This is a genomic window from Cryobacterium sandaracinum, from assembly GCF_004403415.1.
Lineage (GTDB): Bacteria > Actinomycetota > Actinomycetes > Actinomycetales > Microbacteriaceae > Cryobacterium > Cryobacterium sandaracinum.
Map to the genome: position 1 here is coordinate 65,299 of NZ_SOGO01000008.1, position 25,552 is coordinate 90,850.

28 protein-coding genes, 1 tRNA gene and 1 other RNA gene are annotated in these 25,552 nt (G+C 67.1%); 20 read left to right on the plus strand and 10 right to left on the minus strand.

Annotation, left to right across the window (positions count from 1 at the left end; genetic code table 11):
* Positions 1-17: 17 nt before the first annotated feature.
* From E3T25_RS02395 to E3T25_RS02425, 8 genes are all read left to right on the plus strand, one after another.
* A tRNA-Val gene (locus tag E3T25_RS02395) sits at positions 18-90 on the plus strand.
* An 88-nt stretch (positions 91-178) separates the two neighbouring features.
* Positions 179-631: an S-ribosylhomocysteine lyase gene (locus E3T25_RS02400; RefSeq protein WP_104171090.1), complete on the plus strand. Its 453-nt coding sequence runs from the start codon at positions 179-181 to the stop codon at positions 629-631.
* Positions 628-1,353 (plus strand): 5'-methylthioadenosine/S-adenosylhomocysteine nucleosidase, encoded by a 726-nt coding sequence (mtnN, locus tag E3T25_RS02405; RefSeq protein ID WP_104101904.1) that lies wholly within the window; start codon positions 628-630, stop codon positions 1,351-1,353. Before E3T25_RS02400 ends, mtnN begins: the two co-directional genes overlap by 4 nt.
* A 213-nt stretch (positions 1,354-1,566) precedes the next feature.
* On the plus strand, positions 1,567-1,896 hold the full coding sequence (locus E3T25_RS02410; RefSeq protein ID WP_134371924.1) for a hypothetical protein: 330 nt from the start codon (positions 1,567-1,569) through the stop codon (positions 1,894-1,896).
* Between the two features lie 408 nt (positions 1,897-2,304).
* On the plus strand, positions 2,305-2,565 hold the full coding sequence (locus tag E3T25_RS17275; protein WP_241980543.1) for a GAF domain-containing protein: 261 nt from the start codon (positions 2,305-2,307) through the stop codon (positions 2,563-2,565).
* Positions 2,566-2,595: 30 nt separating this feature from the next.
* A complete protein-coding gene (locus E3T25_RS17280; RefSeq protein ID WP_241980547.1) occupies positions 2,596-2,742 on the plus strand; it encodes an ANTAR domain-containing protein in 147 nt (48 codons plus the stop codon).
* A gap of 79 nt (positions 2,743-2,821) precedes the next feature.
* Positions 2,822-3,160 (plus strand): hypothetical protein, encoded by a 339-nt coding sequence (locus E3T25_RS02420; protein WP_134371926.1) that lies wholly within the window; start codon positions 2,822-2,824, stop codon positions 3,158-3,160.
* Between the two features lie 103 nt (positions 3,161-3,263).
* Positions 3,264-4,142 carry a universal stress protein gene (locus E3T25_RS02425; RefSeq protein WP_134371928.1) on the plus strand — a complete coding sequence of 293 codons (879 nt, stop codon included), beginning with the start codon at positions 3,264-3,266 and terminating at the stop codon, positions 4,140-4,142.
* A 43-nt stretch (positions 4,143-4,185) separates the two neighbouring features.
* On the opposite strand, the gene E3T25_RS02430 is transcribed toward E3T25_RS02425, so the two are convergent.
* Together E3T25_RS02430 and E3T25_RS02435 are read right to left on the minus strand one after the other, a co-directional pair.
* Positions 4,186-4,896, minus strand: coding sequence for a universal stress protein (locus E3T25_RS02430; protein ID WP_134371930.1), 711 nt, complete (start codon positions 4,894-4,896; stop codon positions 4,186-4,188).
* Positions 4,893-5,807 (minus strand): universal stress protein, encoded by a 915-nt coding sequence (locus E3T25_RS02435; RefSeq protein WP_134371932.1) that lies wholly within the window; start codon positions 5,805-5,807, stop codon positions 4,893-4,895. Before E3T25_RS02435 ends, E3T25_RS02430 begins: the two co-directional genes overlap by 4 nt.
* A 141-nt stretch (positions 5,808-5,948) precedes the next feature.
* Between E3T25_RS02435 and E3T25_RS02440 the strand changes: the two genes are divergently transcribed.
* The 7 genes from E3T25_RS02440 to rnpB all read left to right on the plus strand — a co-directional run bounded on the left by E3T25_RS02440 (position 5,949) and on the right by rnpB (position 10,932).
* Positions 5,949-7,184 (plus strand): sensor histidine kinase, encoded by a 1,236-nt coding sequence (locus E3T25_RS02440; RefSeq protein ID WP_134371934.1) that lies wholly within the window; start codon positions 5,949-5,951, stop codon positions 7,182-7,184.
* Complete coding sequence (locus E3T25_RS02445) at positions 7,181-7,864, plus strand: response regulator (protein WP_104101926.1); 684 nt, start codon at positions 7,181-7,183, stop codon at positions 7,862-7,864. Before E3T25_RS02440 ends, E3T25_RS02445 begins: the two co-directional genes overlap by 4 nt.
* Complete coding sequence (locus tag E3T25_RS02450) at positions 7,861-8,364, plus strand: DUF427 domain-containing protein (protein WP_104101929.1); 504 nt, start codon at positions 7,861-7,863, stop codon at positions 8,362-8,364. The genes E3T25_RS02445 and E3T25_RS02450 overlap by 4 nt, the downstream gene beginning before the upstream one ends.
* Complete coding sequence (locus tag E3T25_RS02455; protein ID WP_241976888.1) at positions 8,361-8,879, plus strand: DMT family transporter; 519 nt, start codon at positions 8,361-8,363, stop codon at positions 8,877-8,879. The genes E3T25_RS02450 and E3T25_RS02455 overlap by 4 nt, the downstream gene beginning before the upstream one ends.
* A 4-nt stretch (positions 8,880-8,883) precedes the next feature.
* Entirely contained in the window at positions 8,884-9,705 is an 822-nt protein-coding gene (locus E3T25_RS02460) for a Nif3-like dinuclear metal center hexameric protein (protein ID WP_134342909.1), read from the plus strand.
* Positions 9,706-9,773: 68 nt separating this feature from the next.
* Positions 9,774-10,511, plus strand: a complete 738-nt coding sequence (locus tag E3T25_RS02465) for a zinc ribbon domain-containing protein (RefSeq protein ID WP_134371938.1) — start codon at positions 9,774-9,776, stop codon at positions 10,509-10,511.
* A gap of 44 nt (positions 10,512-10,555) precedes the next feature.
* An RNA gene (rnpB, locus tag E3T25_RS02470) (RNase P RNA component class A) lies at positions 10,556-10,932 on the plus strand.
* A 51-nt stretch (positions 10,933-10,983) separates the two neighbouring features.
* Here the strand turns inward: rnpB and ppgK are convergent.
* The gene (gene ppgK, locus E3T25_RS02475) at positions 10,984-11,748 is read right to left on the minus strand and encodes a polyphosphate--glucose phosphotransferase (protein WP_134371940.1); all 765 of its coding nucleotides are present in this window, start codon (positions 11,746-11,748) and stop codon (positions 10,984-10,986) included.
* Positions 11,749-11,767: 19 nt separating this feature from the next.
* A complete protein-coding gene (gene map / locus E3T25_RS02480; protein ID WP_134342908.1) occupies positions 11,768-12,634 on the minus strand; it encodes a type I methionyl aminopeptidase in 867 nt (288 codons plus the stop codon).
* Positions 12,635-12,646: 12 nt separating this feature from the next.
* Here map and E3T25_RS02485 point away from each other — a divergent pair, with 12 nt between their 5' ends.
* Positions 12,647-12,835 (plus strand): SPOR domain-containing protein, encoded by a 189-nt coding sequence (locus E3T25_RS02485; protein WP_134371942.1) that lies wholly within the window; start codon positions 12,647-12,649, stop codon positions 12,833-12,835.
* A gap of 18 nt (positions 12,836-12,853) precedes the next feature.
* On the opposite strand, the gene panB is transcribed toward E3T25_RS02485, so the two are convergent.
* The gene (panB, locus tag E3T25_RS02490; RefSeq protein WP_104171103.1) at positions 12,854-13,726 is read right to left on the minus strand and encodes a 3-methyl-2-oxobutanoate hydroxymethyltransferase; all 873 of its coding nucleotides are present in this window, start codon (positions 13,724-13,726) and stop codon (positions 12,854-12,856) included.
* A gap of 101 nt (positions 13,727-13,827) precedes the next feature.
* On the opposite strand from panB, the gene E3T25_RS02495 reads away from it, so the two are divergent.
* The gene (locus E3T25_RS02495; RefSeq protein WP_104101951.1) at positions 13,828-15,165 is read left to right on the plus strand and encodes a glutamine synthetase family protein; all 1,338 of its coding nucleotides are present in this window, start codon (positions 13,828-13,830) and stop codon (positions 15,163-15,165) included.
* Between the two features lie 19 nt (positions 15,166-15,184).
* Entirely contained in the window at positions 15,185-18,220 is a 3,036-nt protein-coding gene (locus E3T25_RS02500) for a bifunctional [glutamine synthetase] adenylyltransferase/[glutamine synthetase]-adenylyl-L-tyrosine phosphorylase (RefSeq protein WP_134371944.1), read from the plus strand.
* Between the two features lie 81 nt (positions 18,221-18,301).
* On the opposite strand, the gene glnA is transcribed toward E3T25_RS02500, so the two are convergent.
* A complete protein-coding gene (gene glnA, locus E3T25_RS02505; RefSeq protein ID WP_104101957.1) occupies positions 18,302-19,726 on the minus strand; it encodes a type I glutamate--ammonia ligase in 1,425 nt (474 codons plus the stop codon).
* Between the two features lie 144 nt (positions 19,727-19,870).
* Here glnA and E3T25_RS02510 point away from each other — a divergent pair, with 144 nt between their 5' ends.
* Complete coding sequence (locus tag E3T25_RS02510) at positions 19,871-20,311, plus strand: RDD family protein (protein WP_134342906.1); 441 nt, start codon at positions 19,871-19,873, stop codon at positions 20,309-20,311.
* A gap of 22 nt (positions 20,312-20,333) precedes the next feature.
* On the opposite strand, the gene E3T25_RS02515 is transcribed toward E3T25_RS02510, so the two are convergent.
* Genes E3T25_RS02515 through lipB form a run of 3 tightly spaced genes read right to left on the minus strand, consistent with a single transcriptional unit; the run spans position 20,334 to position 22,714 of the window.
* On the minus strand, positions 20,334-21,044 hold the full coding sequence (locus E3T25_RS02515; RefSeq protein WP_134371946.1) for a DUF4191 domain-containing protein: 711 nt from the start codon (positions 21,042-21,044) through the stop codon (positions 20,334-20,336).
* Between the two features lie 48 nt (positions 21,045-21,092).
* The gene (gene lipA / locus E3T25_RS02520; protein WP_104101966.1) at positions 21,093-22,082 is read right to left on the minus strand and encodes a lipoyl synthase; all 990 of its coding nucleotides are present in this window, start codon (positions 22,080-22,082) and stop codon (positions 21,093-21,095) included.
* Positions 22,079-22,714 (minus strand): lipoyl(octanoyl) transferase LipB, encoded by a 636-nt coding sequence (gene lipB, locus E3T25_RS02525; RefSeq protein WP_134371948.1) that lies wholly within the window; start codon positions 22,712-22,714, stop codon positions 22,079-22,081. The genes lipA and lipB overlap by 4 nt, the downstream gene beginning before the upstream one ends.
* Positions 22,715-22,823: 109 nt before the next feature.
* On the opposite strand from lipB, the gene E3T25_RS02530 reads away from it, so the two are divergent.
* The gene (locus E3T25_RS02530; protein ID WP_166785929.1) at positions 22,824-24,398 is read left to right on the plus strand and encodes a protein kinase; all 1,575 of its coding nucleotides are present in this window, start codon (positions 22,824-22,826) and stop codon (positions 24,396-24,398) included.
* A gap of 29 nt (positions 24,399-24,427) precedes the next feature.
* On the opposite strand, the gene E3T25_RS02535 is transcribed toward E3T25_RS02530, so the two are convergent.
* Positions 24,428-25,552: 2-oxo acid dehydrogenase subunit E2 (locus E3T25_RS02535; protein WP_134371952.1), on the minus strand; the 1,125-nt coding region annotated here is incomplete at its 5' end.

Consider the following 25,552-nt stretch of genomic DNA (forward strand, 5'->3'; position numbering starts at 1 on the left):
ACCGGCCGTTGCGTCAGGGGCCTTTAGCTCAGTTGGTAGAGCGCCACGTTTACACCGTGGATGTCATCGGTTCGAGCCCGGTAGGGCCCACACATAAACCCCTGATCACGTCCGTTGCGAACGAGCCCCAGCCGAGTGCCACGACAGCTTCCAGGGAGAACACGTGAATCAGCCACGCATGAACGTCGAATCGTTCAACCTCGATCACCGCACGGTTGTCGCACCCTACGTGCGCCTGGCCGATACCAAGATGCTGCCGCAGGGGGACACCATCGTGAAGTACGACGTGCGCTTCACCCAGCCCAACGTCCTTCACCTGGAGATGCCGGCAGTGCACTCGATCGAGCACCTCTTCGCCGAGCACTCCCGCAACCATTCCACCCGAGTCATCGACTTCTCTCCGATGGGCTGTCAAACCGGTTTCTACCTCATTCTGCAGGGGCAGCCGGAGTACGCCGAGGTCCTCGAGTTGATCGAGGCCACCATGACCGACATCCTCGGCGCCACCGAGGTGCCCGCCGCCAACGAGGTTCAGTGCGGTTGGGGAGCCAACCACTCGTTGGCAGCCGCCCAGGACGCCGTGAAGGTCTTCCTGGCCGCCCGCGGCGCCTGGGCCACCGTCACCGCATGACGACCGTCGACGCGATCATTCTGGTCGCGATGGAGGAGGAGGCTGCTCCGTTCCTGGCGGCGGCCACCGCTTCCGCGCCGCCGGTCGCCATCGGCAGGGCCCGCCGGCACCGCCTCACCTTGGCCGGGCGTGAAGTGCTGCTCGTGCAGAGCGGCATCGGGCTGGTCAACGCGGCCGGTGGGACGACATCCGCACTGCTCTTTGTGCGCGCCGAGGACCCCGAGGCGTCGCCGCTGGTGATCAGCGCGGGTTCGGCCGGCGGGGTGGGCGCCCAGGTGCGGGTGGGCGAGGTGGTCATCGGGAGCGAATACCTCAACAGCGACGCTGACGCACGCGTCTTCGGGTACGCGCTCGGCCAGGTGCCCGGCATGCCGGCTCGCTACGAGGGCGCGACTGAGGCGCTGCGCGGCGCCGAGTCGGCTGCCCGGATGCCCGACGGATCGGCGCTGGTCGTGCGCCGCGGGCTGCTGGTCTCCAACGACGCCTTCGTGAGCGTGGAGCGCGCAGAGAGCCTCCGCGTGCTGTTCCCCGGGGTTCTCGCCACCGACATGGAATCCGTGGGCGCTGCTCAAACCTGCTTCGCTCATGGCGTACCGTTCGTGGCGGTCCGCGGCATCTCCGACCTGTGCGGACCGGTTGACGATCACCTCACCCACATCGACGACGCGGCCGACCGCTCGGCCGCGGTCGTGCTGGAGATGCTGCGCAGGTTCGCCGACTGACTCGGCCTACGCCCCATCCGGCCGTGACCGATCCTCGGTGCGTGCAAAGGTCGGACGCAGGTTCTTCAATAGCTCTACGGAGCCGGGTTCCGCGCGATACGCTGGAAACGGCGTGACTGAGAAAGTCGCTGCCCGCCGCGGAATAATCGTTGCTTTCCCGCGGAGCCGAATGGTCGTGAAGGCACCGTTCACACTCACGCGCGAGCGACTTCGATGCGAGTAATTTCGATCCGAGTAACGGATGCCCTGGGGGGGGTGAACGTCGTCATGTCCCGGTCTGACCGTCAATCGTTCCGCCTCGCCGTCGAGGAGTTGCGCAACGCGCACCTGAACAGCACGCACCTGAACAGCACGCACCTGAACAGCACGCACCTGTGTTCGCCGTTCCTGCGGGTGCTGCCCGTCACCGGCGTGGCGATCTCCACCCTCGGCGCACCGTTCGGCACCGAAACCGTGTGCGCGAGCGACGTCGAAGGCGTGTTCGCGTTCCCGATGGTCGTCGGAACGTCGGAACGTCCGAACGTCGGACATCGGAGCGGTTGACCTGTACTCCCGCCGCCCCCGCACTCCCACGCGCGCACGGTCCGCGAGGTAGCGGACGATGTTGTGGCGCGAAGGGTTGATTTTTACTTCAGAATTAGACGGGTGCTGGGATGGAATTATGGTGACCAGAACACGTGAAGGTCAGTTGGTTGAGACCTTCGTCATGCTGGCCGACCCGCTTGTCGTCGGGTACGACGTCGTCGACCTGCTGCACACACTCGTAGAGACCTGCGCCACACTCTTCGGGGCGTCCGCGGTCGGGATCATCCTCTCCGCTTACAACGACAACGACAACGACAACGATCTCGAGGTCGTGGCCTCAACCGACGAACGAAGTCGCCTGATTGAGATACTGCAGCTGCGGGCCGGCAATGGGCCGTGCGTCGAGTGCTACACGACCGGCTACCCGTGGCCATTCCCGACCTCGATGTCCTCGCCCCGGCATGGCCACGGTTCCGGGCGGGAGCGCTCGAACTTGGCTTCAAGTCGATGCATTCGGTCCCCCTGCGGCTGCGAGCGACGACCATCGGATCGCTCAATGTCTTCTGGGATCGCCTCGGCGGTCTGGGAGCGGAGGACCTGCGCACGGTCCAGGCGCTGGCCGACACCGCCACCATCGGCATTCTTCAGGAACGCGCCATCAGGGAGAGCGGCGTGGCTCGGGCGTAGCTGCAACGCGCGCTCAGTAGCCGCGTTCTGATCGAGCAGGCCGAGGGCGTCGTCGCTTTCACCCACACCGTCGACATGGAAGAGGCCTTCGCGATCCTGCGTCAATATGCCCGCGACAACGGCCAGTGGCTGGTCGAGGTTGCCGAACAGGTTGTGAACCGAACCCTCGACCTGTAAACCCCGCACGGTCTAGTATCAGAATATGCCCCAGACCTTGGCTGCACATGTCCATTTCGTGAACAATCAGGGGTCTACCATGAAGCGTCTATTTCACCCCGGCGGATCGGTCATCACGGGCGATGACCTTGCGGATGCCGTCATGCACTATGCCGAGGCGTTGAGTCTCCGTCCCCAGGTCGATGTCGTCGACATCCCGATCGTCAAAGAGACGGGCCTGCTGGGTCGCATCCAGATCCTGATCGGCGGATCCGGCCAATTGGTCTGCGTTACTGCCGGTTCCGCACGGTCAGAGCTGTTGGAGCCGGAGACGGTGGACACTCTCCGCCATAAGGCCCTGGTCGGCATGGCCTCGGGCCGAGCCTCGTGGACGGGCGACGGGCTGGATTCGCCACAGTTCGACGAGTTCGACTACTGACGTCCTGACCGACGCCGGGACTTTCGGCCCTGTTCTGTCGGATCGGCGCGCGACATCGTAGACCCCGTTCTGCCCGCTGTGACGGGGAGCGGAGGAGGTCGTCGTGGACAACCGTGTTGTAGTGGGCGTCAGCGGTCGGCCGCCGGCTCGGGCTGCGCTCCGGTGGGCGCTCGACTATGCGCGTCCCCGGAGCCTGGAGATCGAGTTGGTGCACGTCGTCGACGCGACCTTCGGCACGACCCCAGCCGGGTTTCTGCACTCGGCCCGCGAGCAGGCCGAACTGCTGCTCGCCCGTGAGGGTGAGGAGGCCCGCAGTGTCGCTCCTGACCTGACTTTTCGCACGACGGTCCTCGAGGGCTCGCCCACCGGGGCCCTCACCGACTGGGCCGTCGGCGCGCAACTCCTCGTCGTGGGCTCGCATGCCCTGGGCCGGTTTCGGGACTATGTCTTCAGCACCCAAGCCGCGCAGATCGCGGCTTACGCCGCCGGTTCCGTCGTCGCCGTGCCCGAGCGGGAGGAACAGCGCGGCACCGGCGTCGTCGTCGGGGTGGACGGTTCCGAGGCATCCCTCGCCGCTGTGACATTCGCCGCGGATCAGGCGGACCGCCTGGGCGAGCGGTTGACGGCGCTGTACTGCTGGAGTGCGCCGGCCCCTTGGACCGAAGAGCGCGCCATGATCGACTGGCCGATGGTGCCCGATGAGGCGGACCGCCTGGTCCTCTCCGTAGCGGTGGTGGGACTGGCCGAACGCTATCCGGACCTGGTGCTCGACCTGCGGCTCGACCTCGGGTTGCCGGTGGACGCACTTGTGTCGGCGGCGACCGGTGCGCGGCTTCTCGTTGTGGGCAGCCACGGTCGCCACGGGTTCGCTCGCTTCTGGCTGGGTTCGGTCAGTCATGTGATCGTTTTGACCATGCCCTGCCCAGTCGCTGTGATCAGGGTCGCCGGCACCGAGACCGGACCGATCAGCGAACCCGTCTAAGTTGTCCACAGCGCTCGCATCGGAGCGTGCGAATCGGAGGGTGTCAGTCGGACCGGGCGATCAGCACAGGCACGTTGATGTTCATCAGGACGTCGTGGGTGACTGAATCGATCACCGACTGGGTCACGGGCCTCGGATGTGAAACTCTGAGCACGGTATGGCAGCCTCGCTGCCGACATCGAGCAGAGCCTCGGCCGGCGGCCGGTGCACCAGCCGGGGATTCACGAACGCGCCGGGGGTCGCGGCAGTCGCGAGCTCCGGGCTCCGCACGCAAAGTCGAGGGCGCATGCACGAGGATGAGTTCGTGGCCAAGGCGGCGCGCCTCCTGGGCGCCGGGAATGACGGCCGAGGTGGATCCCTCGAAACGGTCGACATCCACGACGACTCCGCTTCGGCTGTCTGAGGTCGATTCCGGCACCGCGGCGACGGTGCAGCCGGCCGCCGCGGCGATCTGAACGCTGCGCGAGCCGAGCACGCGTCCGCTCAGGGAACCGGTCTTGTGGGTTCCGACGACCAAAACATCGTCGGATGTCGGCACCGCGGCGAGCGTCCAGGCGGGAGACCCGCGCAGGACGAGCGCGCCGATGTCCAGCCCGGGATGCGTCTTCGCCGCGGTGATCTCCTGCGTGAGCAGACTGCTCGCCCGGCGCTCGGCCTCCCTTGCGTCGTCGGGACCCAGCAGCCCCCACTCATCGTCGACGACGTGCACCAGGACCACGGGCGACCCGTCGAATCCGATGTAGGAGGTGTTCACCGCTTCTTCACACCTTCCGTGGAGTCCGGTCGGGACTCGGCGTGTTCACCGGCCGGGCGGGGGACCACAGCGACCGGGCACGGCAGGTTCATCAGCACGTCGTGGCTGACCGAACCGAGAAAGAGGCTGCCGACGGCACCCCGGCCGTGTGTGCCGACGACGACGAGGGACGCCGTTTGGGAGGCATTCACGAGCACGGATGCCGCGGTGCCCTGTTTCAGAACCTCGGCGATATGCAGCGCCGGATGCGCGTCGCGAACCCTCCTCGTTGCCCCCGACTGGATGCGCGCGTGGGCGTCCCGTATCTCCTCGTAGGGCAGGACGGCACCGTATTCGACGGCCACGGTCGCGGGAATGGTCCAGGCGTGGACGATATCGAGAGGGAGTTTGTAACGCTCGGCTTCGCGGGCCGCGAAGTCAACGGCGACCAGGGCCGTGACGTCGTTCTCCATGCCCACGACGATGTGGCCGCCACGTGCCTGCCAGTTGACGGGGACGACGACGACGGGGCATCGGGCGTGGGCCGCGAGGCGAAGGGGAAGGGTGCCGAAGACCGTCCCGGCGAGAACACCGGTCTTGTTCGTGCCGATGACCAGAAGGTCGGCGGTCGCCGATGCCCGCGCCAGCTCATCGACCGGGACGCCATGGCGGATGTAGCTCGTCTTCCGGCAGGAGGGTGCCACCTGTTCGACCCGTCGAAGGGCTTCCGCGAGCGGGCGCTCGTAGGCAGGCTGACTGGAATAGTCCGATCCCTCAGCGGGGTACCAGCCCAGCTCCACCACCGTGGTGAGTTCGAGTTGCACGGGCGTGCCCTGCATCCGTTCGAGCGTCACGACCCGGTCGAGGGCCCACTCCAGGGCCGCCTTGCTCGCGGCCCCACCGTCAATGGCGACGATCACTTTTTCAACCATGGGTGTGACTCCTGCTCTGGGGTGGAATCGCACCGAACAGACCGCCCCACGTTATGATCGCAGTGCCTGCCGGACCGGGACAGGGCCGAAGGTCCCGTGCGGGTAGTATCCCCGCTACCAGACGAGAGGCGGTCCTCGGTCATGCCCCACGAAACTATCCCGGTCACCCTGAACGAACGTCCCGAGGCTCGCTCGGAGACAGTGATCGACCTGCCGGCGCACCTGCCCCTCCCGCGCCGGTCGCGGTGGGTGGCCGCATCCGCCGATTTCATCGAGGGTTTGCGGGGTGAGCGAACGGGTGACCCGCTGATGTTGCTGGCAGACATCTTCGCGTCGGCTGCGGATGCGGACCTAGTCTGCGTCATCGGGCCGCCTGGTGTTGATTCGGGCGTGGGGGACGGTTTTGTCGTCCACGCGGCTCATGGCAGCGCCACTCGACCGTTGGACGGCCTGGCCTTCCCCGTGGCGGGGAGCCTCTGCGGCCGGGCGATGGCCACCGGCCGGCCGGTCCTCGTCGGCCGGGAAGAGCGCGAGGCTGCGGGCCCCGAGTCGCTCCTGATACTCGGGTCGACCCTGGTGGTCCCGCTGGGCAAAGCCGGGGAAACCGGCCCGCCCGCAGTGGTGCTCACGGCCTCCCGGCCCAGCGGGGCGCCCCCGTTTACTGCCGTGGACCTCGATTCGGCCGTCGATTTCGCCCGACTGGCATATGCGGGCCGCCACCTCGAGCGGAGCAGCACGGACCGGGCGCGTCTGGCGGTGCTCACCGATCGCGACCGGATCGCACGTGAGCTGCACGACCGGGTCATTCAGCGGGTCTTCGCTGTCGGGCTCGCCGTGCGCGCCCTCGGCGGGATGACCGCCGACCCGGTGTTCAGGCGGCGGCTGGCCGACCAGGTGGGAGCGCTCGACGCGGTCATCGCCGACCTCCGCACCGCGATCTTCGGGTTGTCGACGCAGGCGGACCCCGACCGGCACGGGCTTCGCCGCAGCATCGTCGACCTGCTCGACGAGGTCGGACCTCTCTTTGCGCACCCGCCGCGGGTGGTGTTCTCCGGGGCGATCGATCTGCTCGTTTCCACCTCGCTGGCTGATGATGTCGTGGCGGTCGTGCGCGAGGGGCTGACCAACGTGGTCCGGCACTCCGGAACCCGGGAGGCTGAAGTGCGCGTCTCGGTCGCAGCGCACATCCTCACGGTCGAGATCGGCGACACCGGCGTCGGTCTGACCGGCGCAAGTCGGCGCAGCGGCGTCGCTAATCTGGCGGTCAGAGCCGAACGCTGGCAGGGGATGGTGTCGCTGCGCGACCGGGCGCCGCGCGGTGCCGAACTGCGTTGGACGGCGCGCGTGAGCGACGCTTCCGCAGAGACTTCCCGATGACGCGCGTGTTCGTGGTCGACGACCACGACGTCGTCCGTATCGGCCTGGCTGCCCTGATCAACGCCGAAGCTGACCTGGAAGTGGTGGGGGAGGCGGCAACGAGGCGGCAGGCCGTGGCGAGGGTCGCCGCCACCCGGCCGGACGTCGTGGTCCTTGACGTGAGGCTGCCCGACGGAAGCGGCATCGACGCCTGCCGGGACATCCGGGGGAGGGATCCCGGCATCCGGTGCCTGATGCTCACGGCGTTCGACGACGACATGGCCAGCCGCGCCGCCGTCCTGGCTGGGGCGTCCGGCTATGTCTTGAAGGACATCCGCGGTGATCGCCTGGTGCAGGGAATCCGGCGTGTGGCAGGGGGGGAGTCGCTGCTCACCCCGCTGCTGGCCGGCCGGGTGGCAACCTCGTTGGGGCTGGACCGAGGCGACCCTGCCGCCCGCGCGCTGACGACGCGGGAACGGCAAGTCCTCGATCTGATCTCCCGGGGCCTCACCAACCGCCAGATCGGCGAGCACCTTGACCTGGCGGAGAAGACGGTGAAGAACTATGTGTCGGGGGTGCTCAGCAAACTCGGCATGGAGCGCCGCACCCAGGCCGCCGTCTTCGGGGTGGAGTTGCAGCGCCAGGAGGGTTCGTCCAATGTTCGAATTCACCCGGCCGCTCCCGGTACGCTGGCCGGATGAAGCCGTTTCGCACTAACCGGGTTGTGCCCGGACCCGGCCAGGAATCGGTCTGGGATTACCCGCGACCGCCTCGCGTGGAGACGAGTGCCGACCGGGTCGTCGTCACCCTCGGTGGCCTGGTCCTGGTCGACACCGACGATGCCGTCCGGGTGCTCGAGACCAGCCATCCGCCGGTCTACTACCTGCCGCGCTCCGCGTTCCGGGCGGGGAGCCTCGAACCGGTGACCGGCCGATCGTACTGCGAGTACAAGGGCGAGGCGTCGTACCTGAGCGTGGTCACCCCGGGGCGTGTGGAGGAGGCGGCCGGGTGGTACTACCCGTCGCCGACGCGGGGCTTCGAGGATCTGGCGAACCGCGTCGCGCTGTACCCCGGACGGATGGACCTCGTTACCGTGAACGGGGAAGCGGTGCTGCCTCAGCCGGGCGACTTCTACGGCGGCTGGATCACCTCCCGGGTCGTCGGACCGTTCAAGGGGGCTCCCGGCACTCTCGGATGGTGACGCCGCCGCGAACCGTCACGAGCCGGCTCGGCGTGGCCCCCATCTTTCTGGCTGCGCTGCTCTGGGGAACGACGGGCACGGCCGCGCACTTCCTGCCCGTCAGCGCCAGCCCGCTGGCGACCAAGGGCAGTCACACGGCTCTGGACACTGTGCACACTGGTGGCTCTGCTCGGCACGATTCTGCTGATCACCGGCCGGCAGTCGGACCAGGCCGCCGGGTCCGCTCCTCTGGGCGTTCTGCTCGGGCTGCTCGCGCGATCGGGCCCATGTTCGTCGCCTATCTGCTCTTCGGCCGCGGCCCGCGCACGGTCTGCGGCAGCACGGCGACCAGCCTCACTCTGGTCGAACCTCTCGTGGCTACGCTGCTGGCGGTCCTGATCGTCGGCGAGCGGTTGCCACCGTCCGGCTGGGCCGGGCTCGGGCTGGTTCTGGTGGCGGTGACCGCGCTTGCAGTTCCTCGGAATTCCGGTCAACCGTCGTCAGGAGGGCGCACCGCCTCGTCACCGGTAGGCTGACGAGGTGCCCGTCTCACTCGCCGATGTCAGTCGGATCATCCATGAACTGTGGCCGTTGTCCGGTGCCGAAGTCTGGGACGCCCCGGGTCTGGTCTGCGGCAACCCCGGCCAGCCCGTCGAATCGATCCACCTGGCCGTGGACGCCGTCTCCGCGACCGTGGACGAGGCGGTCGGACATGACGCAGACCTGCTCCTGGTGCACCATCCGCTCCTGCTGCGCGGCGTCACGTCGGTCGCCGAAGACCGTTACAAGGGCGCCCTGATCGGTCGTCTGATCCGAGCGAATTGCGCTCTCCTTGCGGCCCACACCAACGCGGATGTCGTCGTAGACGGCGTCTCGGACATCCTCGCCACCCGACTCGGCCTCATTGACGCAACCCCCATCACGGCGGGCGCCGCGGCGGGAACGGGAATCGGCCGGGTCGGCCGGCTCGCGCACCCGACCACCCTGGGCCAACTGGCCCACCGGCTCGCCCAGCTCCTGCCGGCGACCGCCACCGGCGTCCGGGTCTCGGGGGAGTACGGCAGTGTCGTCAAAACCGTCTCGCTCTGCGGTGGTGCAGGCGATTCCCTTCTCCCTCATCCCGCCGTGCAGGCGTCCGACGTCTATATCACCTCCGACCTCCGTCACCACCCGGCGTCGGAGGCCCGTGAGCAGTCCGGGCTGTCGGGGGGCACCCCTGCCCTGATCGACGTGTCGCACTGGGCCAGTGAATGGCTCTGGATCGAGCCGGCCGCCGAACAGCTGCGGGCTCTTCTGCCCGGTGTGCGCATCACCAGCAGTTCCCTGCGCACGGATCCCTGGGACTTCGCGATCGTGCAGTAGCCTGCCGATGAAGTTCGGATCCACCCCCAACGCTCGTTCATATTTCTATTCGCAAAGGTCAGGACATCGTGAAGGCATCCCCAGTAGAACAGAAAGAGCTTCTCCGGCTTCAGGCTCTCGACATCCGGCTGCAGCAGGTCGAGCATCAGACGAAGGCCCTGCCCCAGCACGCCGAGATCCGGGAACTCACCACGCTGTTCGACACCACCCGGATGGCCTTCGGCACCCGCGCCGGCGAACGTGATGACGTGCGCACCGAGCTGGCGCGGATCGAATCCGACGTCGAAGTGGTCGAGAAGCGCATCGCGCGGGACACCGACCGGGTTCAGCACACTTCCTCGGTGAAAGACGTGCAGGCTTTGGAGACGGAGCTTGCGGCGCTGCGCAAGCGCCTCCTGGCGCTCGAGGAGATCGAGATCGCGGTGATGGAACGGCTCGAGGAGAGCGATGCGACCGTCTCCGCGGTGGAGGCGGAGCGGGACGCGATCGCGCTCCGGATCCACGACGCCGAGCAGGCGCGCAACGAAAGCCTCGCCGATCTGAACCGGCAGCTCGGCGAACTCCGCCGGGACCGGGCCGCCGTCGCCGGCAGCGTCGCCGAGGACCTCGCCACGCTGTACGAGAAGCGCTTCGTGACGGGGCGGGGCAACGCCGCTGCCCTGTTGCGGGCGCGCACCTGCAGCGGCTGCACGATGACGCTCACCGGCAGCGACCTCGATGCCGTGCGTTCCTCGCCGGCCGACGAGGTCCTGTTCTGCCCGGACTGCGGGGCGATCCTGGTTCGCACGGAGGAGTCCGGGATCTAGGTGGAGCCGGGCCCCGCCGGCGGCCTGTATTCTGGACTGTGGAATGGGTCGGCAAGACGGTCGCGTCATCCGCTACCTTCGGGTCAGCGGATGCCGAGGAACGTCCGGGCTCCGCAGAGCAGGATGGTGGGTAACGCCCACCCGGGGTAACCCGCGAGACAGTGCCACAGAAAGTAGACCGCCTCCGGTTTCGGCCGGTGGTAAGGGTGAAACGGTGGTGTAAGAGACCACCAGAGGCCAGGGTGACCTGGTCGGCTAGGTAAACCTCGTCCGGAGCAAGGTCAGACAGGAAACGCCAAGGCGGCTCGCCGAGTTTCCGGGTAGACCGCTAGAGGGCTGCGGCAACGTAGTCCCGAGATAGATGGCCGTCCAGGGTGCTACGGCATCGGGACAGAACCCGGCGTAATAGCCGGCCCATTCCACCTTCCGGCCGCCGGGTTCTGCGCCCGGGTGCTCTGCCGCCCCGGGCAGGTCAGTCCTGATGCTTGACGGCGAGTGCGGCGGCCCCGAGGATTCCCGCGTTGTTGCGATGCACGGCCGGGATGACGGCTGTCTTCAGTCGCAGAAGGGGCAGGAAGTCCTGGTGGTGCTTGGACACGCCGCCGCCGACGATGAAGAGGTCCGGCGAGAACAGTGCTTCCAAGGTCGAGTAGTACTTCTGCAGCCGACCGGCCCATTTTTCCCAGCTCAGGTTCTCCCGCTCCTTGGCGGAGTACGCGGCCTTGGTTTCGTAGTCGACGCCCTCGATCTGCAGATGGCCGAGTTCGGTGTTCGGCACCAGCAAACCGTCGTTGAGCAGTGCGGTTCCGATTCCGGTGCCGAGGGTCGTCATGATGACCACTCCCTTCACCCCCTTCGCCGCGCCGAACTGCGCCTCCGCGTAGCCGGCGGAATCCGCGTCGTTCACGAAGTGAATGGGCTGGCCGAGACCCTTCTGGAAGAGATTCTCGGCGGAGAGGCCGATCCACTTGTCCGAGACGTTGGCGGCCGACATGGTGTGGCCGTTCTTGACGACGGCGGGGAAGCAGATGCCCACCGGCAGCGCGCCGGCACCCTCCTCGGCGGAAACGGTTGTCAGGAGGGTCCTGGTCGTTTCGATGATGTCGGCTGGTCGGCCGCCTTTAGGCGTGGGAAGCTTCACACGATCGGACAGGAGCTTGCCGGTGGACAGATCGACCACCGCTCCCTTGATCCCGGTGCCGCCAATGTCAATGCCGATGGCCATGGTTGAACTCATAGTCAAAACCTACCGGTTGTCAGGAGAGGGTGAGGATCTCGGCGCCGCGGTCGGTCACCACGAGGGTGTGCTCGAACTGGGCGGTGATGCTCTTGTCCCGGGTCGTCACGGTCCAGTCATCCGCCCACATGTCCCAGTCGGTCCCGCCCAGGGTGAGCATCGGTTCGATCGTGAAGACCATGCCGACCTCCATCACGGTGTCGTAGACGGGAGCGGAGTCGTAGTGCGGGATGATCAGGCCGGAGTGGAAGGCCTCGCCGACGCCGTGTCCGGTGAAGTCCCGAACGACCCCATAGCCGAACCTCTTGGCGTAGGACTCGATGGCGCGGCCGATCACGTTCACCTGGCGTCCGGGAGCGACGGCCCTGATACCGCGGGCGAGAGCCTCCCGGGTGCGTTCGACGAGAAGCCTGACCTCGTCCCGTGCCTCGCCGACAATGAAGGTGGCGTTCGTGTCGCCGTGCACACCGTTTTTGTAGGCGGTGATGTCTATGTTGACGATGTCGCCGTTCTCAAGAACGGTGTCGTCCGGGATGCCGTGGCAGATGACCTCGTTCACGGAACTGCACAGTGATTTGGGGAACCCCCGATAGCCGAGCGTCGACGGGTAGGCGTCACGCTCGATCATGAACTCGTGGCCGATCCGGTCGAGTTCCTCTGTCGTCACGCCGGGGCGGATGGCCTGTGCGACCGCTTCGATGGCCCCGGCCGCAATCCGGCCTGATTCCCGGATCAGCTCGATGCGCTCGGAGGAGTACAGATTCGATCCTGTGTAGGGCGAGGGCATTCCCTTGCCGACGTACTCCGGGCGCACGATGTGGCGGGGAACGGAGCGGAGCGGAGAAACCGCGCCCGGGAGGAGGTGACCAACAGAATCCTTAGGCATAGGATCAAGCTTATGTCCGAAGGCACCGATCGACAGTTCTGGTACAACATGCGCACGGGCGCGGTCGAACAGGGGATGCAGTCCCCCTCCGCGGACCGCGTCGGGCCGTTCGCCACCCGGGAGGAGGCCGTCCACGCGCTGGAGAAGCTGCGCGCGAACAGCGCCAAATGGGCCGCGGAAGAGGCCGAGAACGATCGCTAGTCCCGCGAGCGGCGAGTTTTACTCGTAGCTGTGTTCCGGCCCGGGGTACGCGCCGGAGTCGACGTCGTCCTTGAACCGGTGCACAGCATCCGTCAGCACGCCGCGCAGGTTGGCGTACTGCCGAACGAATCGGGGCACCCGACCCTCGGTCATGCCGGCGAAATCCGTCCATACCAACAGCTGGCCGTCTACGTCGGGCCCAGCACCCACCCCGATCGTGGGGATGTCGAGCCGTGCGGTGACCAGTGCCGCGACCGTCGCCGGGACCATCTCGAGCACGACCGCGAAGGCGCCGGCGTCCTGCACCGCGAGGGCGTCTTCGATCAGCTGATCCGCGGCCTCGCCGCGGCCCTGGATCATGTGTCCGCCCAGCCCGTGCTCGCTCTGAGGGGTGAAGCCGACATGCCCCATCACGGGGATCCCCGATGACACGATGCGCTTGATCTGCTTGTGGCTGCGAACCCCGCCCTCAAGCTTGACCGCGTGGGCCTGCGCTTCCTTCATGAAACGCACGGCGGTGTGCAGGGCCTCGCTCTGGCCGGTCTCGTACGAACCGAAGGGCATGTCCGCGACGACGAGTGCGCGGGTCACGGCGCGCGCGACGGCCCGGGTGAGCGGGATGAGTTCGTCGACCGTCACCGGAAGGGTGGTCTCGTAGCCGAACACGTTGTTACCGGCCGAATCGCCCACGAGCAGGAAGTCGATGCCGGCCTGGTCGAAGATCTGGGCCGTGAGCATGTCGTAGCTGGTGAGCCCCGTTATCGGGATGCCCTGCTGCTTGGCGTTGTGAAAATGGCGCGTGCGCACCCGTTTGGGTCCGGACTGCACGGAAACGAAGGGATTCAGCTCGCTGACGGGCTGGGGTTCATCCGGAACGGTCGACTCTGGCATGCCTCAAGTGTAGTCAAGGCGCGTTCAGGCCGATCGGCGGCCGGTTTCGCCCGAGAGCCGGCGCCAGACAGTAGCCTAGGGAGCGACAAGAAAGGGCGTGAATGGACAAGCAGCGCGACTTCGTTCTTCGGACCATCGAGGAGCGGGGAATCAAGTTCATCCGACTCTGGTTCACGGATGTCGTCGGCACCCTCAAATCGGTGGCCATCGCACCCGCAGAGGTCGAGGGCGCATTCGCCGAGGGTCTCGGTTTCGACGGTTCGGCGATCGAGGGTCTCACCCGGTCGTTCGAGGCGGATGTGCTCGCGCACCCGGACCCGACCACGTTCCAGATCCTGCCCTGGCGCGGTGAGATCGACCCGACCGCCCGCATGTTCTGCGACATCATGACGCCGGACGGTCAGCCGGCCGTCGCCGATCCGCGAAATGTGCTTAAGCGCACGCTGGCCAAGGCAGCCGACCGCGGTTTCACGTTCTACACCCACCCCGAAATTGAGTTCTACCTGCTCAAGTCGTCCAAGTATGGCAAGAACGGCCCCGTGCCGGTGGACCACGCCGGCTACTTCGACAACGTTCCCGGCGGCACAGCCCACGACTTCCGCCGCCGGTCGGTGCGGATGCTCGAAGACCTTGGCATTTCTGTGGAATTCAGCCACCACGAGGCAGGTCCCGGTCAGAACGAGATCGACCTGCGCTACGCGGATGCGCTGACCACGGCGGATAACATCATGACCTTCCGCACGGTCATCAAGGAAGTGGCCATCGAGCAGGGCGTCTACGCGACGTTCATGCCGAAGCCGATGTCGGAGCACCCCGGGTCAGGAATGCACACGCACCTGTCATTGTTCGAGGGCGACACCAACGCGTTCTTCGAGGCGGGCGCGCAATACCAGCTCTCCAAGACCGGCCGCCAGTTCATCGCCGGGCTGCTCAAGCATGCCCCGGAGATCACCGCCGTCACGAACCAGTTCGTGAACTCCTACAAGCGCCTGTGGGGTGGAGACGAAGCCCCCAGCTTTGTGTGCTGGGGTCACAACAACCGGTCCGCCCTGATCCGGGTGCCACTCTACAAGCCTAATAAGGGGCAGAGCGCCCGCGTCGAGTACCGGGCCATCGACTCGGCAGCGAATCCGTACCTCGCGTACTCCCTCATGCTGGCCGCCGGGCTCAAGGGAATCGAAGAGGGCTACGAGCTTCCCCCCGAGGCCGAGGACAATGTGTGGGGCCTGAGCGACACCGAGCGGCGCGCCCTGGGCTACCGGCAGCTTCCAGCGAGCCTGGACCACGCGATCCAGTACATGGAGGAGTCCGAGTTGGTCGCCGAGACGCTGGGCGAGCACGTGTTCAACTATGTGCTGCTCAACAAGCGCCAGGAGTGGAAGGAGTACCGCTCGCAGGTCACTCCCTTCGAGCTCGACAAGAACCTCGAGATGCTCTAACAGCGGGAGACGAGACCCGATGGCACGGGAACAGCTGACCCTGACCGAGCTCGCCCGGGTAGGCTTCGTCGAGCTACGAGAGGTGCGTTTTCGGCTGGATGAGGTCGGTGACCTGGGCGGACCCGAATCGGCCGCACTGCTGCCGCTGCTCGGCAAGACTGCCAACCCGGATGCCGCCCTCGCGGCCCTCGTTTCGCTGCTGCGCCAGGCACCGCACGAGGTGCGGGCGTTGTTGCTGCACCCGGAGCAGACCCAGCGGCTGCTGCGGGTCGTCGGCGCGTCGAGCGGACTGACCGAGTTCTTCCTGCGTCATCCGGAGGAATTGACGGTTCTCGCCCAGCCGCTCACGACCCTTCCCGACCTGCCGGAACTGATCGAGGACCTGCTGGATGCGGTCGGTACCCGGGACGGGTTCGCCAGCCTCGTCGACGATGAGGGCTGGGTCGCCCTGCGGGTGCGCTACCGGCGCCGCCTGGCGCAGCTGGCCGCCTACGACCTCGAGCAGGCCGACCCGGTCGCGGGCCTGGACGCCGTCGCCCGCACGCTCGCCGACCTGGCGGCCGCCGCGCTGGAGGCCTCCTTGGCCGTCGCGCGGAGCATGTCCACCGGTTTGGTCGCGGGGCGAGGCGTATTCCCGGAGGAAGAGGTGCGCGCCACCCGGCTCGCGGTGATCGGCATGGGCAAGGCCGGCGCCGGCGAACTGAACTACGTCAGTGATGTCGACGTGATCTTCGTCGCCGAGGGTGACCCGGCCGCCGGCCTGGAAGCGCCGCGCGCGGTCGATATCGCCACCCGGCTCGCGATCCTGCTGATGCGGGGCCTGAATCAGCCCGCCGTCGAACCCGAGCTCTGGGAAGTGGACCCGAACCTCCGTCCCGAGGGCAAGTCCGGCGCCCTGGTGCGATCCCTCGAGTCTCACCTGGCCTACTACGACCGTTGGGCGAAGAGCTGGGAGTTCCAGGCGCTGCTGAAGGCCAGACCGCTGGCGGGCGACCTCGAGCTCGGTGGCCGGTATGTGGCGGCGGTGTCCCCGAAGGTGTGGACCAGTGCCAGCCGGGAGAATTTCGTCGAGTCCGTGCAGCGGATGCGCGAGCGCGTCACCAAGAACATTCCGGAGGACGAAGTCGCCGTGCAGCTGAAGCTCGGCCCCGGCGGCCTCCGCGACATCGAGTTCACCGTGCAGCTTCTGCAGCTCGTGCACGGTCAGGCGGATCCGGCGGTTCGGCAGGCCGGCACCCTGCCAGCGCTGACCGCGCTGGCCGAGAGCGGATATGTCGGGCGCGCTGAAGCGGCCGAGTTCGCTCAGGAGTACCGCATCCTGAGGCTGATGGAGCACCGCCTGCAGCTGGAGAAGCTCCGGCGCACCCACCTTGTCCCGCGCGACGAGTCGAGCCTGCGCGTCCTCGCCCGGGCGACCGGGCTCGCCCCGAACGCCGCCCAGCTGAGCGTCCGGTGGCTGAACACCAAGCACCGGGTGCGCGGCCTGCATGAGCGCCTGTTCTACCGCCCTCTCCTGTCGGCGGTGGCCGCGCTTCCCGCGGGCGGGCTGGGCCTCACCAGCGCCCAGGCCGAGGCCCGGCTGGCCGCCATCGGATTCCGCAATACCAAGGGCGCCCTCGGTCACATCGCGGCCCTCACCGGCGGGGTGTCCCGACGGGCGACGATTCAGCGCAATCTACTGCCTGTGCTGCTGCAATGGTTCTCCGAGGGAGCCGACCCCGACTACGGGCTGCTCGCGTTCCGGCGCCTGAGCGACAGTCTCGGTACGACCTACTGGTTCCTGCGCATGCTCCGCGACTCATCCGGGGCCGCCGAGCGACTCACCCGGGTGCTGTCCTCATCCCGTTTCGTCGGCGAGCTCCTGGAGACGATTCCCGAATCCGTGGCCTGGCTGGAAGACGAGGACGACCTGCGGCCCCGCAGCGCGGCCACCCTCCGTGAGGAGGCCCGCGCCGTGCTGGCACGGCACGAGAGCCCGGATGCGGCCGCCTCGATCCTGCGCACGGCCCGGCGCCGCGAAATGCTGCGGCTGGCGTTCTCGGCGATCCTGGGCCAGGTCAGCATCGACGAGCTGGCGACGGGGCTCACCCACGTCACCGCCACCATCATCGAGGGGGTGCTCGCCGCCATCCGTGGCACCACGCTCGACGGGGCCGAAGACGGTCAGGACGCCGACGGGATCGAATTCGCCGTGATCGGCATGGGCCGGTTCGGCGGCTCGGAACTGGGGTTCGGCTCGGATGCCGACGTGATGTACGTCTTTCGCCCGGGCACCCTCACCGGCGAGGCAGCCCACGACCGGGCGAAGTTCATCGTCAAGGAATTGTCGCGGCTCACCGATGACAACCGCTTGCCTCTGGACCTGGACATCGGGCTGCGCCCTGAGGGGAAGAACGGTTCCGTTGCCAGGTCCCTCGAGTCCTACGAGGCCTACTATCGGCGTTGGTCGCTCACCTGGGAGGCACAGGCGCTGTTGCGGGGGAGAGGAGTCGCCGGCGACGCCCGGCTCCTGGCCGACTTCGAGGCCGTCGCCGACGAGGTGCGGTATCCGTCATCGATCAGCGAACAGGCGATCCGTGAGGTCAAGCGGATCAAGGCCAGAGTCGAAAACGAACGGCTGCCGCAGGGCGCCGATCCCAACCGGCACCTCAAGCTCGGCCGAGGGTCGTTGAGCGACGTGGAGTGGTTCGTGCAGCTGCTTCAGCTGAAGCATGCGGCCGACATCGCCGAGCTGCGCACCTCGTCGACGCTCGGCGCCCTTCGCGCGGCCGTCGCCGCGGGCCTGGTCAACGAGACGGATGCCGAAACTCTCACCGCCGCGTGGCTCTTCGCGTCCCGCTGCCGGTCCGCGATCACCCTCTGGACCAACAAGACCGCGGATGTCCTCCCGACCGACCGCGTGCAGCTCGAGGGCGTCGCCCGGGTGATGGAATACCCGCCGGGCTCTGCCAACCAGCTCGAGGAGGAATACCTCTCGGTGACCCGCCGCGCCCGCGCGGTGTTCGAGCGCCTGTTCTACGGGCCGGTGGAGCGCGCCGGCCCCTTCGGCGGGTAGGTCCGGTACAGGCAGGAGGACCGCATCCCCGAGGGGATGAGGTCCTCCTGCCTATACCCAGCCGGTTGCCGGGGCTACGGTCTAGACGCCGTAGTAGAGCTCGAACTCGAACGGGTGCGGACGCTGCGCGAGCGGCTTGATTTCCATCTCACGCTTGTAGTCGATCCAGGTTTCGATCAGTTCGGGCGTGAAGACGTTACCGGCAAGCAGGAAGTCGTGGTCGTTCTCGAGGGCTACGAGGGCCTCGCCGAGCGATGCGGGAACCTGCGGGATGTTCTTGGCCTCTTCGGGCGGAAGCTCGTAGAGGTCCTTGTCGACCGGCTCGTGCGGTTCGATCCGGTTCTTGATGCCGTCCAGTCCGGCCATCAGCTGGGCGGCGAAGGCGAGGTACGGGTTGCCCGAGGCATCGGGAGCGCGGAACTCGATGCGCTTCGCCTTCGGGTTTGTGCCCGTGATCGGGATCCGGATGGACGCCGAGCGGTTGCCCGCCGAGTAGACGAGGTTGACGGGAGCTTCGAACCCCGGCACCAGACGGTGGTAGGAGTTGACGCTCGGGTTTGTGAAGGCGAGTACGGCCGGTGCGTGCTTGAGCAGACCACCGATGTACCAGCGGGCGACGTCGGACAGTCCGCCGTAGCCGGACTCGTCGTAGAAAAGGGGCTTGCCGTCGGCCCACAGTGACTGGTGCGTGTGCATGCCGGAGCCGTTGTCGCCGAACAGAGGCTTCGGCATGAAGGTGGCCGTCTTTCCCCACTCGGCCGAGGTGTTCTTGACGATGTACTTGAACTTGAGCAGATCGTCGGCTGCGTGCACCATGGTGTCGAAGCGGTAGTTGATCTCGCCCTGGCCGCCGGTGCCGACCTCGTGGTGGCTGCGTTCCAGGATGAGTCCGGCGTCAATCAGCTTGAGGCAGATGTCGTCGCGCAGGTCGGCGTGCTGGTCGACCGGGCTGACGGGGAAGTAGCCGCCCTTGAAAGGCGTCTTGTTGGCGAGGTTCCCGCCAACCTCTTCCTTGCCCGAGTTCCAGGCACCCTCGCTGGAGTCCACGGAGTAGAAGCTGGAGTGCTGGTTCACTTCGTAGCGAACATCGTCGAAGATGTAGAACTCGGCCTCCGGAGCGAAGAATGCGGTGTCCGCGATCCCGGTCGAAGCCAGGTACTTCTCGGCCTTCTTGGCAACCTGACGCGGGTCCTTCGAATAGATCTCGCCGTTGCGCGGGTTGTAGATGTCGAAAAGCATGATGAGGGTGCGCTCGGTGCGGAACGCGTCGATGTAGGCCGTGGTCACGTCCGGGATCAGCTGCATGTCGGATTCGTGGATCGACGCGAAACCGCGGATCGACGAACCGTCGAACATCTGCCCGACCGTGAAGAACTCCTCATCGACGGTCGACGCGGGGATGTTGAAGTGCTGCTGAACACCCGGCAAATCGGTGAAACGGATGTCAAGGAACTTGACGTCCGTGTCTTTGATGAACTTGAGCACTTCTGACGAATCGCGGAACATGCGGTTTTTTCTCCAAACGACGTGGGCATAGAACGTGTAAGTCGCGCGCTGCGGCTCTTTTGAGGCTACTGGGATGCCATTACCCGGCAGTGACGCTTATGTTTCACACATGTTACAGCGGGGCCCGCTCGGTAGACTCAGCCCGTGTCTGCCGCAGCCTCGAATTCGACCACTTTTGGACAACTTCCACCGAGCCGTTGGCCGGGGGAACGCCTCGGCCTGCCGAACGAGGGAACCCGTTCCGTGGGGCGCGTCGGCCGCAGGATCGGCGCCCTCGCGTTGGACTGGGCCCTGGCCTACGGGGCGGCGGCACTGTTCTTCAGCACGAGCGGCGTGGTCAACGGCTTCGCTGTGACCGCCATTTTCGTGGGGCTCCAGATCGTGTTTATCCCGACCATTGGCGGCAGCATCGGCCACCGTCTGGTCGGGCTCCGGGTCGTTCCGCTCCAGCCGGGTTGGGTCGGGTTGTGGCGCCCCGTCGTGCGGTCCCTGCTGCTCGGGCTGGCGGCCCCCGCTCTGGTCTGGGACTCGGACCAGCGCGGTTTCCACGACAAGGTCGCGGGAACGGTGCTCATCCGCTCCTAGCCTGAGCCGCGAGGGGAAGAGCCTAGTTTCCGCGCTGCGGACGCGCCTTCATCGGGTCGACGCCCTTGGGGATCGGCAGTTTCTTGGTCATGGAATTCAACCGGTTGTTCACGGCGAGCACCTCGGCCTTGGTCAGGGTGGGCTTGATCCGGGTGAGGCGCCGGGCCAGTTTGTGCAGCGGCACGGCATCGGCGTCGGGGCCGACGCTGATGATGGTGACGGCGATGCTGCCGCCGAGCCTGGTCACCATCCGGCGCTCTTCCTCGAGCATGCGGGTCGTTCGGGTGCGCGGCCCTTCACTGATCAGCACCACGCCGCCGCGGCCGACAGCCCGGTACACGGCATCCTGAGTCTTGCCGTTGACGGCGACGGGCATCTCACTTCCCACCCAACCGCGCTTCAGCGAACCGCGCAGCACCGCGCCGACGGCGCCGGGCTGGCCCTCGATCTGCGTGTATGCGGCTTTCTCGGCCCGCTGGCCCAGGATGATGAGCATGGCGAGGATTCCGGTGAGCACACCCGAAATCGTCCACAAGACGATATTCAGGATGCTTCCGGGGGACAGAATAAGGGCAAGTCCCAGCGCGACCGCGACGGGCACCACAAAGCCGAGAACCATGAACAACACGATCTTCTTGTCGTAGCGACGTGTCATCTGGAACACCTGCCACATTTGCTTCATGCGGCCGGGCTTCTTGGGGGGGCGGGGAGTCTTGTCCTTGCTGCGTGCCATGGTTCCAAGACTACCCAGTCACCCGAATGTCTCGTGACCGATTTTTGATCAGGAGACCGCCTGCGCGAACCCGAGGGATGCGTCCGCCAGGTGGCGCAGTTGCGGCGGAACCTCGCGACCGGTCGCCAGCATGGACTGGGCCCAGAGCCGGCCGGCCCGATAGGACGAGCGCACAAGCGGGCCGGAGAGCACACCAAGGAAACCGATGGCCTCGGCTTCCTCCTTGAGTTCGACGAACTCCTCCGGCTTCACCCAGCGGGCCACGGGCAGATGACGCGCGCTCGGCCGCAGATACTGGGTGATCGTGATGATGTCGGTCCCGGCGTCATGCAGGTCCTGGAGGGCCTGGCTGACCTCCGCGCGCTCCTCGCCCATGCCCAGGATCAGATTCGATTTCGTGATAAGTCCCGCATCGCGGCCCTGGGTGAGGACGTCCAGGGACCGTTCGTAGCGGAATGCCGGCCGGATTCGCTTGAAGATTCTCGGGACGGTCTCCACATTGTGGCCGAAGACCTCGGGCTGGGCGGAGAAGACCTCGCCGAGGTGGTCCGGGTTGCCGGAGAAGTCCGGGACCAGAATCTCGACGCCGGTTCCGGGACTCTGCTGATGGATCTGCCGGATGGTCTCCGCGTAGAGCCAGGAGCCCTCGTCGGGCAGGTCGTCGCGGGCGACGCCCGTCACCGTGGCGTAGCGCAGATTCATCTTGACGACGGATTCCGCGACGCGGCGCGGCTCATCCGTGTCGTACTCGGCAGGTTTGCCGGTATCGATCTGGCAGAAGTCGCACCGCCTCGTGCACTGTGACCCGCCGATCAGGAAGGTCGCCTCGCGGTCTTCCCAGCATTCGAAGATGTTAGGGCAGCCGGCCTCCTGGCACACGGTGTGCAGGTTTTCGCCCTTCACCAGGTTTTGGAGCTTGCGGTACTCCGGTCCCATCTTCGCCACCGTCTTGATCCAGGCGGGCTTACGTTCGATCGGCGTTTCCATATTGCGGATCTCAAGGCGGAGCATCTTGCGTCCCTCGGGCGCCGCGCTCACGCGGACACCGCCCAGACGGTCTCGAACTGGGCCGTGATGGGGGCGATGAGGTCGGCCGGTTTCACGTCGTGGCCGACCATTCTCGAGATGGTGGTGACGCCGGCGTCCTTGATCCCGCAGGCGATGATGTGGTCGTAGGGTTCGAGCGAGTTGTTGCAGTTGAGGGCGAAGCCGTGCATGGTCACTCCTTCCGCGACGCGGATTCCGATGGCGGCGATTTTGTCTTCCCGGCCCTCCGGGCCGACCCAGACTCCTGAACGGCCCGAGATTCGGCAGCCGACGATGTCGAAGCCCAGGAGGGCGTCGATGAGGATCCCCTCGAGGAGGCGCACGTAGCCGACGACGTCGACGGGCTCCCGGAGGCGAATAACCGGATACCCGACCAGCTGCCCGGGGCCGTGCCAGGTGATCTTCCCACCGCGGTCCGCGTCGATGACGGGGGTTCCGTTTCGGGGACGCTCCTCAGGAGCTGTGCGCTTCCCGGCGGTATACACACTCGGATGTTCGAGAAAGATGACGGTGTCCGGCCTCTCCCCGGAGACGACGGAACGGTGGACTGCGCGTTGGAGCTCAAGGCCCTCAACATACGGCACGGAGTTGGCGCTTAGCCCCGCGACGACAAAGTCGAGCATGCACTCATCCTAAACCCCGGCGCTCCTCCCCACGGGGTTGGCGGCCCGGTTGTCCCCGAACCGAGTCTGGGTCGGCCGGGAGGGGAGCGGCGAGGCCAGCATGTCCGGTATGAGAACTCGCGGTCGACGCGTCCGCAATCCGGGGCCCGCGTCCCCGCCGCACTCGACCGGCTCGGTACCCGGCGGCGGCCCCACATTGGTCGCAGGCTACCGCGCTCTGCGGCGCTTGGCGTCAACCGACCGGGCCGACCTGTATGTGGGCGTGGCGCCGTCCCCGTCGACCTCGACCGGGGATGAGGCGCGGGGGTGGGAGCAGGGTGGCTCCGCGACGTCCGTCGTGCTCAAGGTCTTCCATCCGGGAATGGATGACCTCTCGATCGAACGGGAGGTCCAAGCCCTGACCACCCTGACGGTCGGACGGCTAACCACGCTCGTCGATGTCGGCACCCTGGCCGATGGCCGCACCTGCCTCGTACTGGAACAGCTCACGGGCGGGTCGCTGAGCGGCTTTCTGGAGGGCCGCAGCCACTTGCTTCCCGGGGAGGCGGTCACGATCCTGGCGCCGATCGCGGCCGCATTGGCGGAGCTGCAGGCCATCGGCCTGATCCATCCGGCCGTCAGCCTCGCGAGCATTCTCTTCGACTCCAGCGGGCGCCCGGTTCTGACCGGGCTGGGAGAGCTCCGGGCGCTGCCCGAGGCCGGTCGCGGGCGGTCCGAGGCGCTCGCCCTGGTGCACGGCCGGCTCGCGCAGGTCATCCGGACGGTGCTCGACCACGTCGATCCCGTCGTGCCGGTCCCGACGGTCCTCCGCGACCTGGAACGGTGGTGTGCGGTGCCGGCCGCTGGCTCGGCGGCCCGCACCTGGGGCGAGGTCGAGCATCTCCTGTTCGCCTGGGCCGAGGCCAGGCCGGTGAGGCTGGGTCGGAGCCCCGAGGCCGTCAGCGGGCCGCAACCGGCCGTCGACTGGCTCCGGAGACCTCTGATTGACGATTTCGTCGGACGTGCTCCCACGGAGAAGGTCCGCCTTGCCGCAGAGGATCCCCGGGCCAAACGGATGCTCGGCAGCCGGGTCTCGCGTGCTCGCACGGCGGTTGGCCGGCTGTGGGAAGGTCACCCGGCCGGTGGGCTGAAGTCGCTGCTGGGCCGGCGGTTCCGCCTCCGCCGTGGGCCGCTGCTCCTCGTGGCCCTCGTGGCCCTGTTGAGTACGGGACTGGCGGTGATGGCGCTGGCCGCGGGTGGATCCGCACACACCGACGGAGCGCGGCCGGAGGGCTCCTCAAAGCCGGCCGAGTCGACCACCGCTGACGGCGACGAAGTAGGCGGCGACGGGTCTCCCCGAGAGGAAGCCGTGGTGACCGGTGACGACCCGGTGGTCGCGCTTCCGGCCCTGCTGCGGGTCCGCAGCCGGTGCCTTGCGGAGGTTTCGGTGGTCTGCCTCGATGCCGTGCACCAGGCGCAATCGGCGGCTCTGGCGGCCGACAGCTACACCCTGCGCATGATGCAACAGGGCGGCGAGGTCGCTGAATTCGAGGATTGGTCGTCGTGGGCGGCGGTTCTGGTGGAGCGAATGGGGGATGTCGCGCTCGTGTCGCTTCAGGCCCCGGATGCAGAACGACAGCCGGCCTCGGTCCTTGTGGTCAAGGGCGAGGCCGGCTGGCGAATCAGGGATATTTTCGACTACTAGTCAAGGTCCGGTCTCACGGACGACATCGACTAGATGCCGAGGTTTGCTTCGAAGGCACCTGCCTCGAGACGCTGCTTCATGGTGACGAGGAAGCGTGAAGCATCCGCGCCGTCAATGATGCGGTGATCATAGGACAGAGCCAGGAACACGGTCGAGCGGATCGCGATCGCGTCGAGGCCACCCTGGCTGACGACGATGGGCTTCTTGTAGACAACCCCGGTGCCGAGGATGGCGCTCTGCGGCAGGAAGACGACCGGGGTGTCGAAGAGCGCACCGCGCGAACCGGTGTTGGTCAGCGTGAACGTTCCACCAGACAGTTCGTCGGGCTTGAGCTTGTTGTCGCGGGTGCGCTGAGCGAGATCGGCGATCTGAGCGGCGAATCCGGCCAGATCGAGTTCGCCCGCGTTGCGCACGACCGGGGTCAGCAGGCCGCGTTCGGTATCGACCGCAATGCTGATGTTCTCCTGGCTCGGGTACACGATCGTGTCGCCGTTAATGGTGGCGTTGATGATTGGGTTGGCCTGAAGTGCCTCGGCTGCAGCGAGAGCGAAGAACGGCAGAAAGGACAGCTTGTTACCCGTCTTGGCGTGAAAATCGGCCTTGACCTGGTCGCGAAGAATCGCGACCCGGGTCACGTCGACCTCGACCACCGTGGTCAGCTGAGCCGATGACTGCATCGAGATGACGGCGCGTTCGGCGACGACCTTGCGCAGACGCGACATGGGCTGGGTGGTCCCGCGCAGGGCGGAAACCTCCACGGCCGGAGCTGTTGCTGCAGCCGTCCCGACGGGAGCGCTGGCCTGGGCGAGCGCGATGTCCTCCTTGCGGATGCGTCCACCGACACCGGTTCCGACCACGCGAGACAGATCGACGCCGGCCTCGTTCGCGAGTTTGCGGACGATGGGGGTGACGTAGCCGGATGTTCCCGCGTGCGATCCGCGGGAGACGGCCGGCTCCGGCGCGACCACGGGGGCAGCGGCAGGTGCTGGGGCGGCGACGGGGGCAGCGACAGGAGCCGCAGCAGCAACGGGTGCCGCGACCGGTGTGGGCGCGAACACCGGTGCGGGTGCCGCGACCGGTTCGGGAGCGGCGACCGGTGCGGGTGCCGCGACCGGTGCGGGTGCCGCGACCGGTGCGGGTGCCGCGACCGGTGC

Excerpts from the sequence above, each read along its gene's own strand:
- E3T25_RS02400 (WP_104171090.1), top strand. The coding sequence starts at position 179 with ATGAACGTCGAATCGTTCAACCTCGATCACCGCACGGTTGTCGCACCC.
- mtnN (WP_104101904.1), top strand. The coding sequence starts at position 628 with ATGACGACCGTCGACGCGATCATTCTGGTCGCGATGGAGGAGGAGGCT.
- E3T25_RS02410 (WP_134371924.1), top strand. The coding sequence starts at position 1,567 with ATGCGAGTAATTTCGATCCGAGTAACGGATGCCCTGGGGGGGGTGAAC.
- E3T25_RS02420 (WP_134371926.1), top strand. The coding sequence starts at position 2,822 with ATGAAGCGTCTATTTCACCCCGGCGGATCGGTCATCACGGGCGATGAC.
- E3T25_RS02435 (WP_134371932.1), bottom strand. The coding sequence starts at position 5,807 with ATGGTTGAAAAAGTGATCGTCGCCATTGACGGTGGGGCCGCGAGCAAG.
- E3T25_RS02440 (WP_134371934.1), top strand. The coding sequence starts at position 5,949 with ATGCCCCACGAAACTATCCCGGTCACCCTGAACGAACGTCCCGAGGCT.
- E3T25_RS02445 (WP_104101926.1), top strand. The coding sequence starts at position 7,181 with ATGACGCGCGTGTTCGTGGTCGACGACCACGACGTCGTCCGTATCGGC.
- E3T25_RS02450 (WP_104101929.1), top strand. The coding sequence starts at position 7,861 with ATGAAGCCGTTTCGCACTAACCGGGTTGTGCCCGGACCCGGCCAGGAA.
- ppgK (WP_134371940.1), bottom strand. The coding sequence starts at position 11,748 with ATGAGTTCAACCATGGCCATCGGCATTGACATTGGCGGCACCGGGATC.
- map (WP_134342908.1), bottom strand. The coding sequence starts at position 12,634 with ATGCCTAAGGATTCTGTTGGTCACCTCCTCCCGGGCGCGGTTTCTCCG.
- E3T25_RS02485 (WP_134371942.1), top strand. The coding sequence starts at position 12,647 with ATGTCCGAAGGCACCGATCGACAGTTCTGGTACAACATGCGCACGGGC.
- panB (WP_104171103.1), bottom strand. The coding sequence starts at position 13,726 with ATGCCAGAGTCGACCGTTCCGGATGAACCCCAGCCCGTCAGCGAGCTG.
- E3T25_RS02495 (WP_104101951.1), top strand. The coding sequence starts at position 13,828 with ATGGACAAGCAGCGCGACTTCGTTCTTCGGACCATCGAGGAGCGGGGA.
- E3T25_RS02500 (WP_134371944.1), top strand. The coding sequence starts at position 15,185 with ATGGCACGGGAACAGCTGACCCTGACCGAGCTCGCCCGGGTAGGCTTC.
- glnA (WP_104101957.1), bottom strand. The coding sequence starts at position 19,726 with ATGTTCCGCGATTCGTCAGAAGTGCTCAAGTTCATCAAAGACACGGAC.
- E3T25_RS02515 (WP_134371946.1), bottom strand. The coding sequence starts at position 21,044 with ATGGCACGCAGCAAGGACAAGACTCCCCGCCCCCCCAAGAAGCCCGGC.
- lipB (WP_134371948.1), bottom strand. The coding sequence starts at position 22,714 with ATGCTCGACTTTGTCGTCGCGGGGCTAAGCGCCAACTCCGTGCCGTAT.
- E3T25_RS02530 (WP_166785929.1), top strand. The coding sequence starts at position 22,824 with ATGAGAACTCGCGGTCGACGCGTCCGCAATCCGGGGCCCGCGTCCCCG.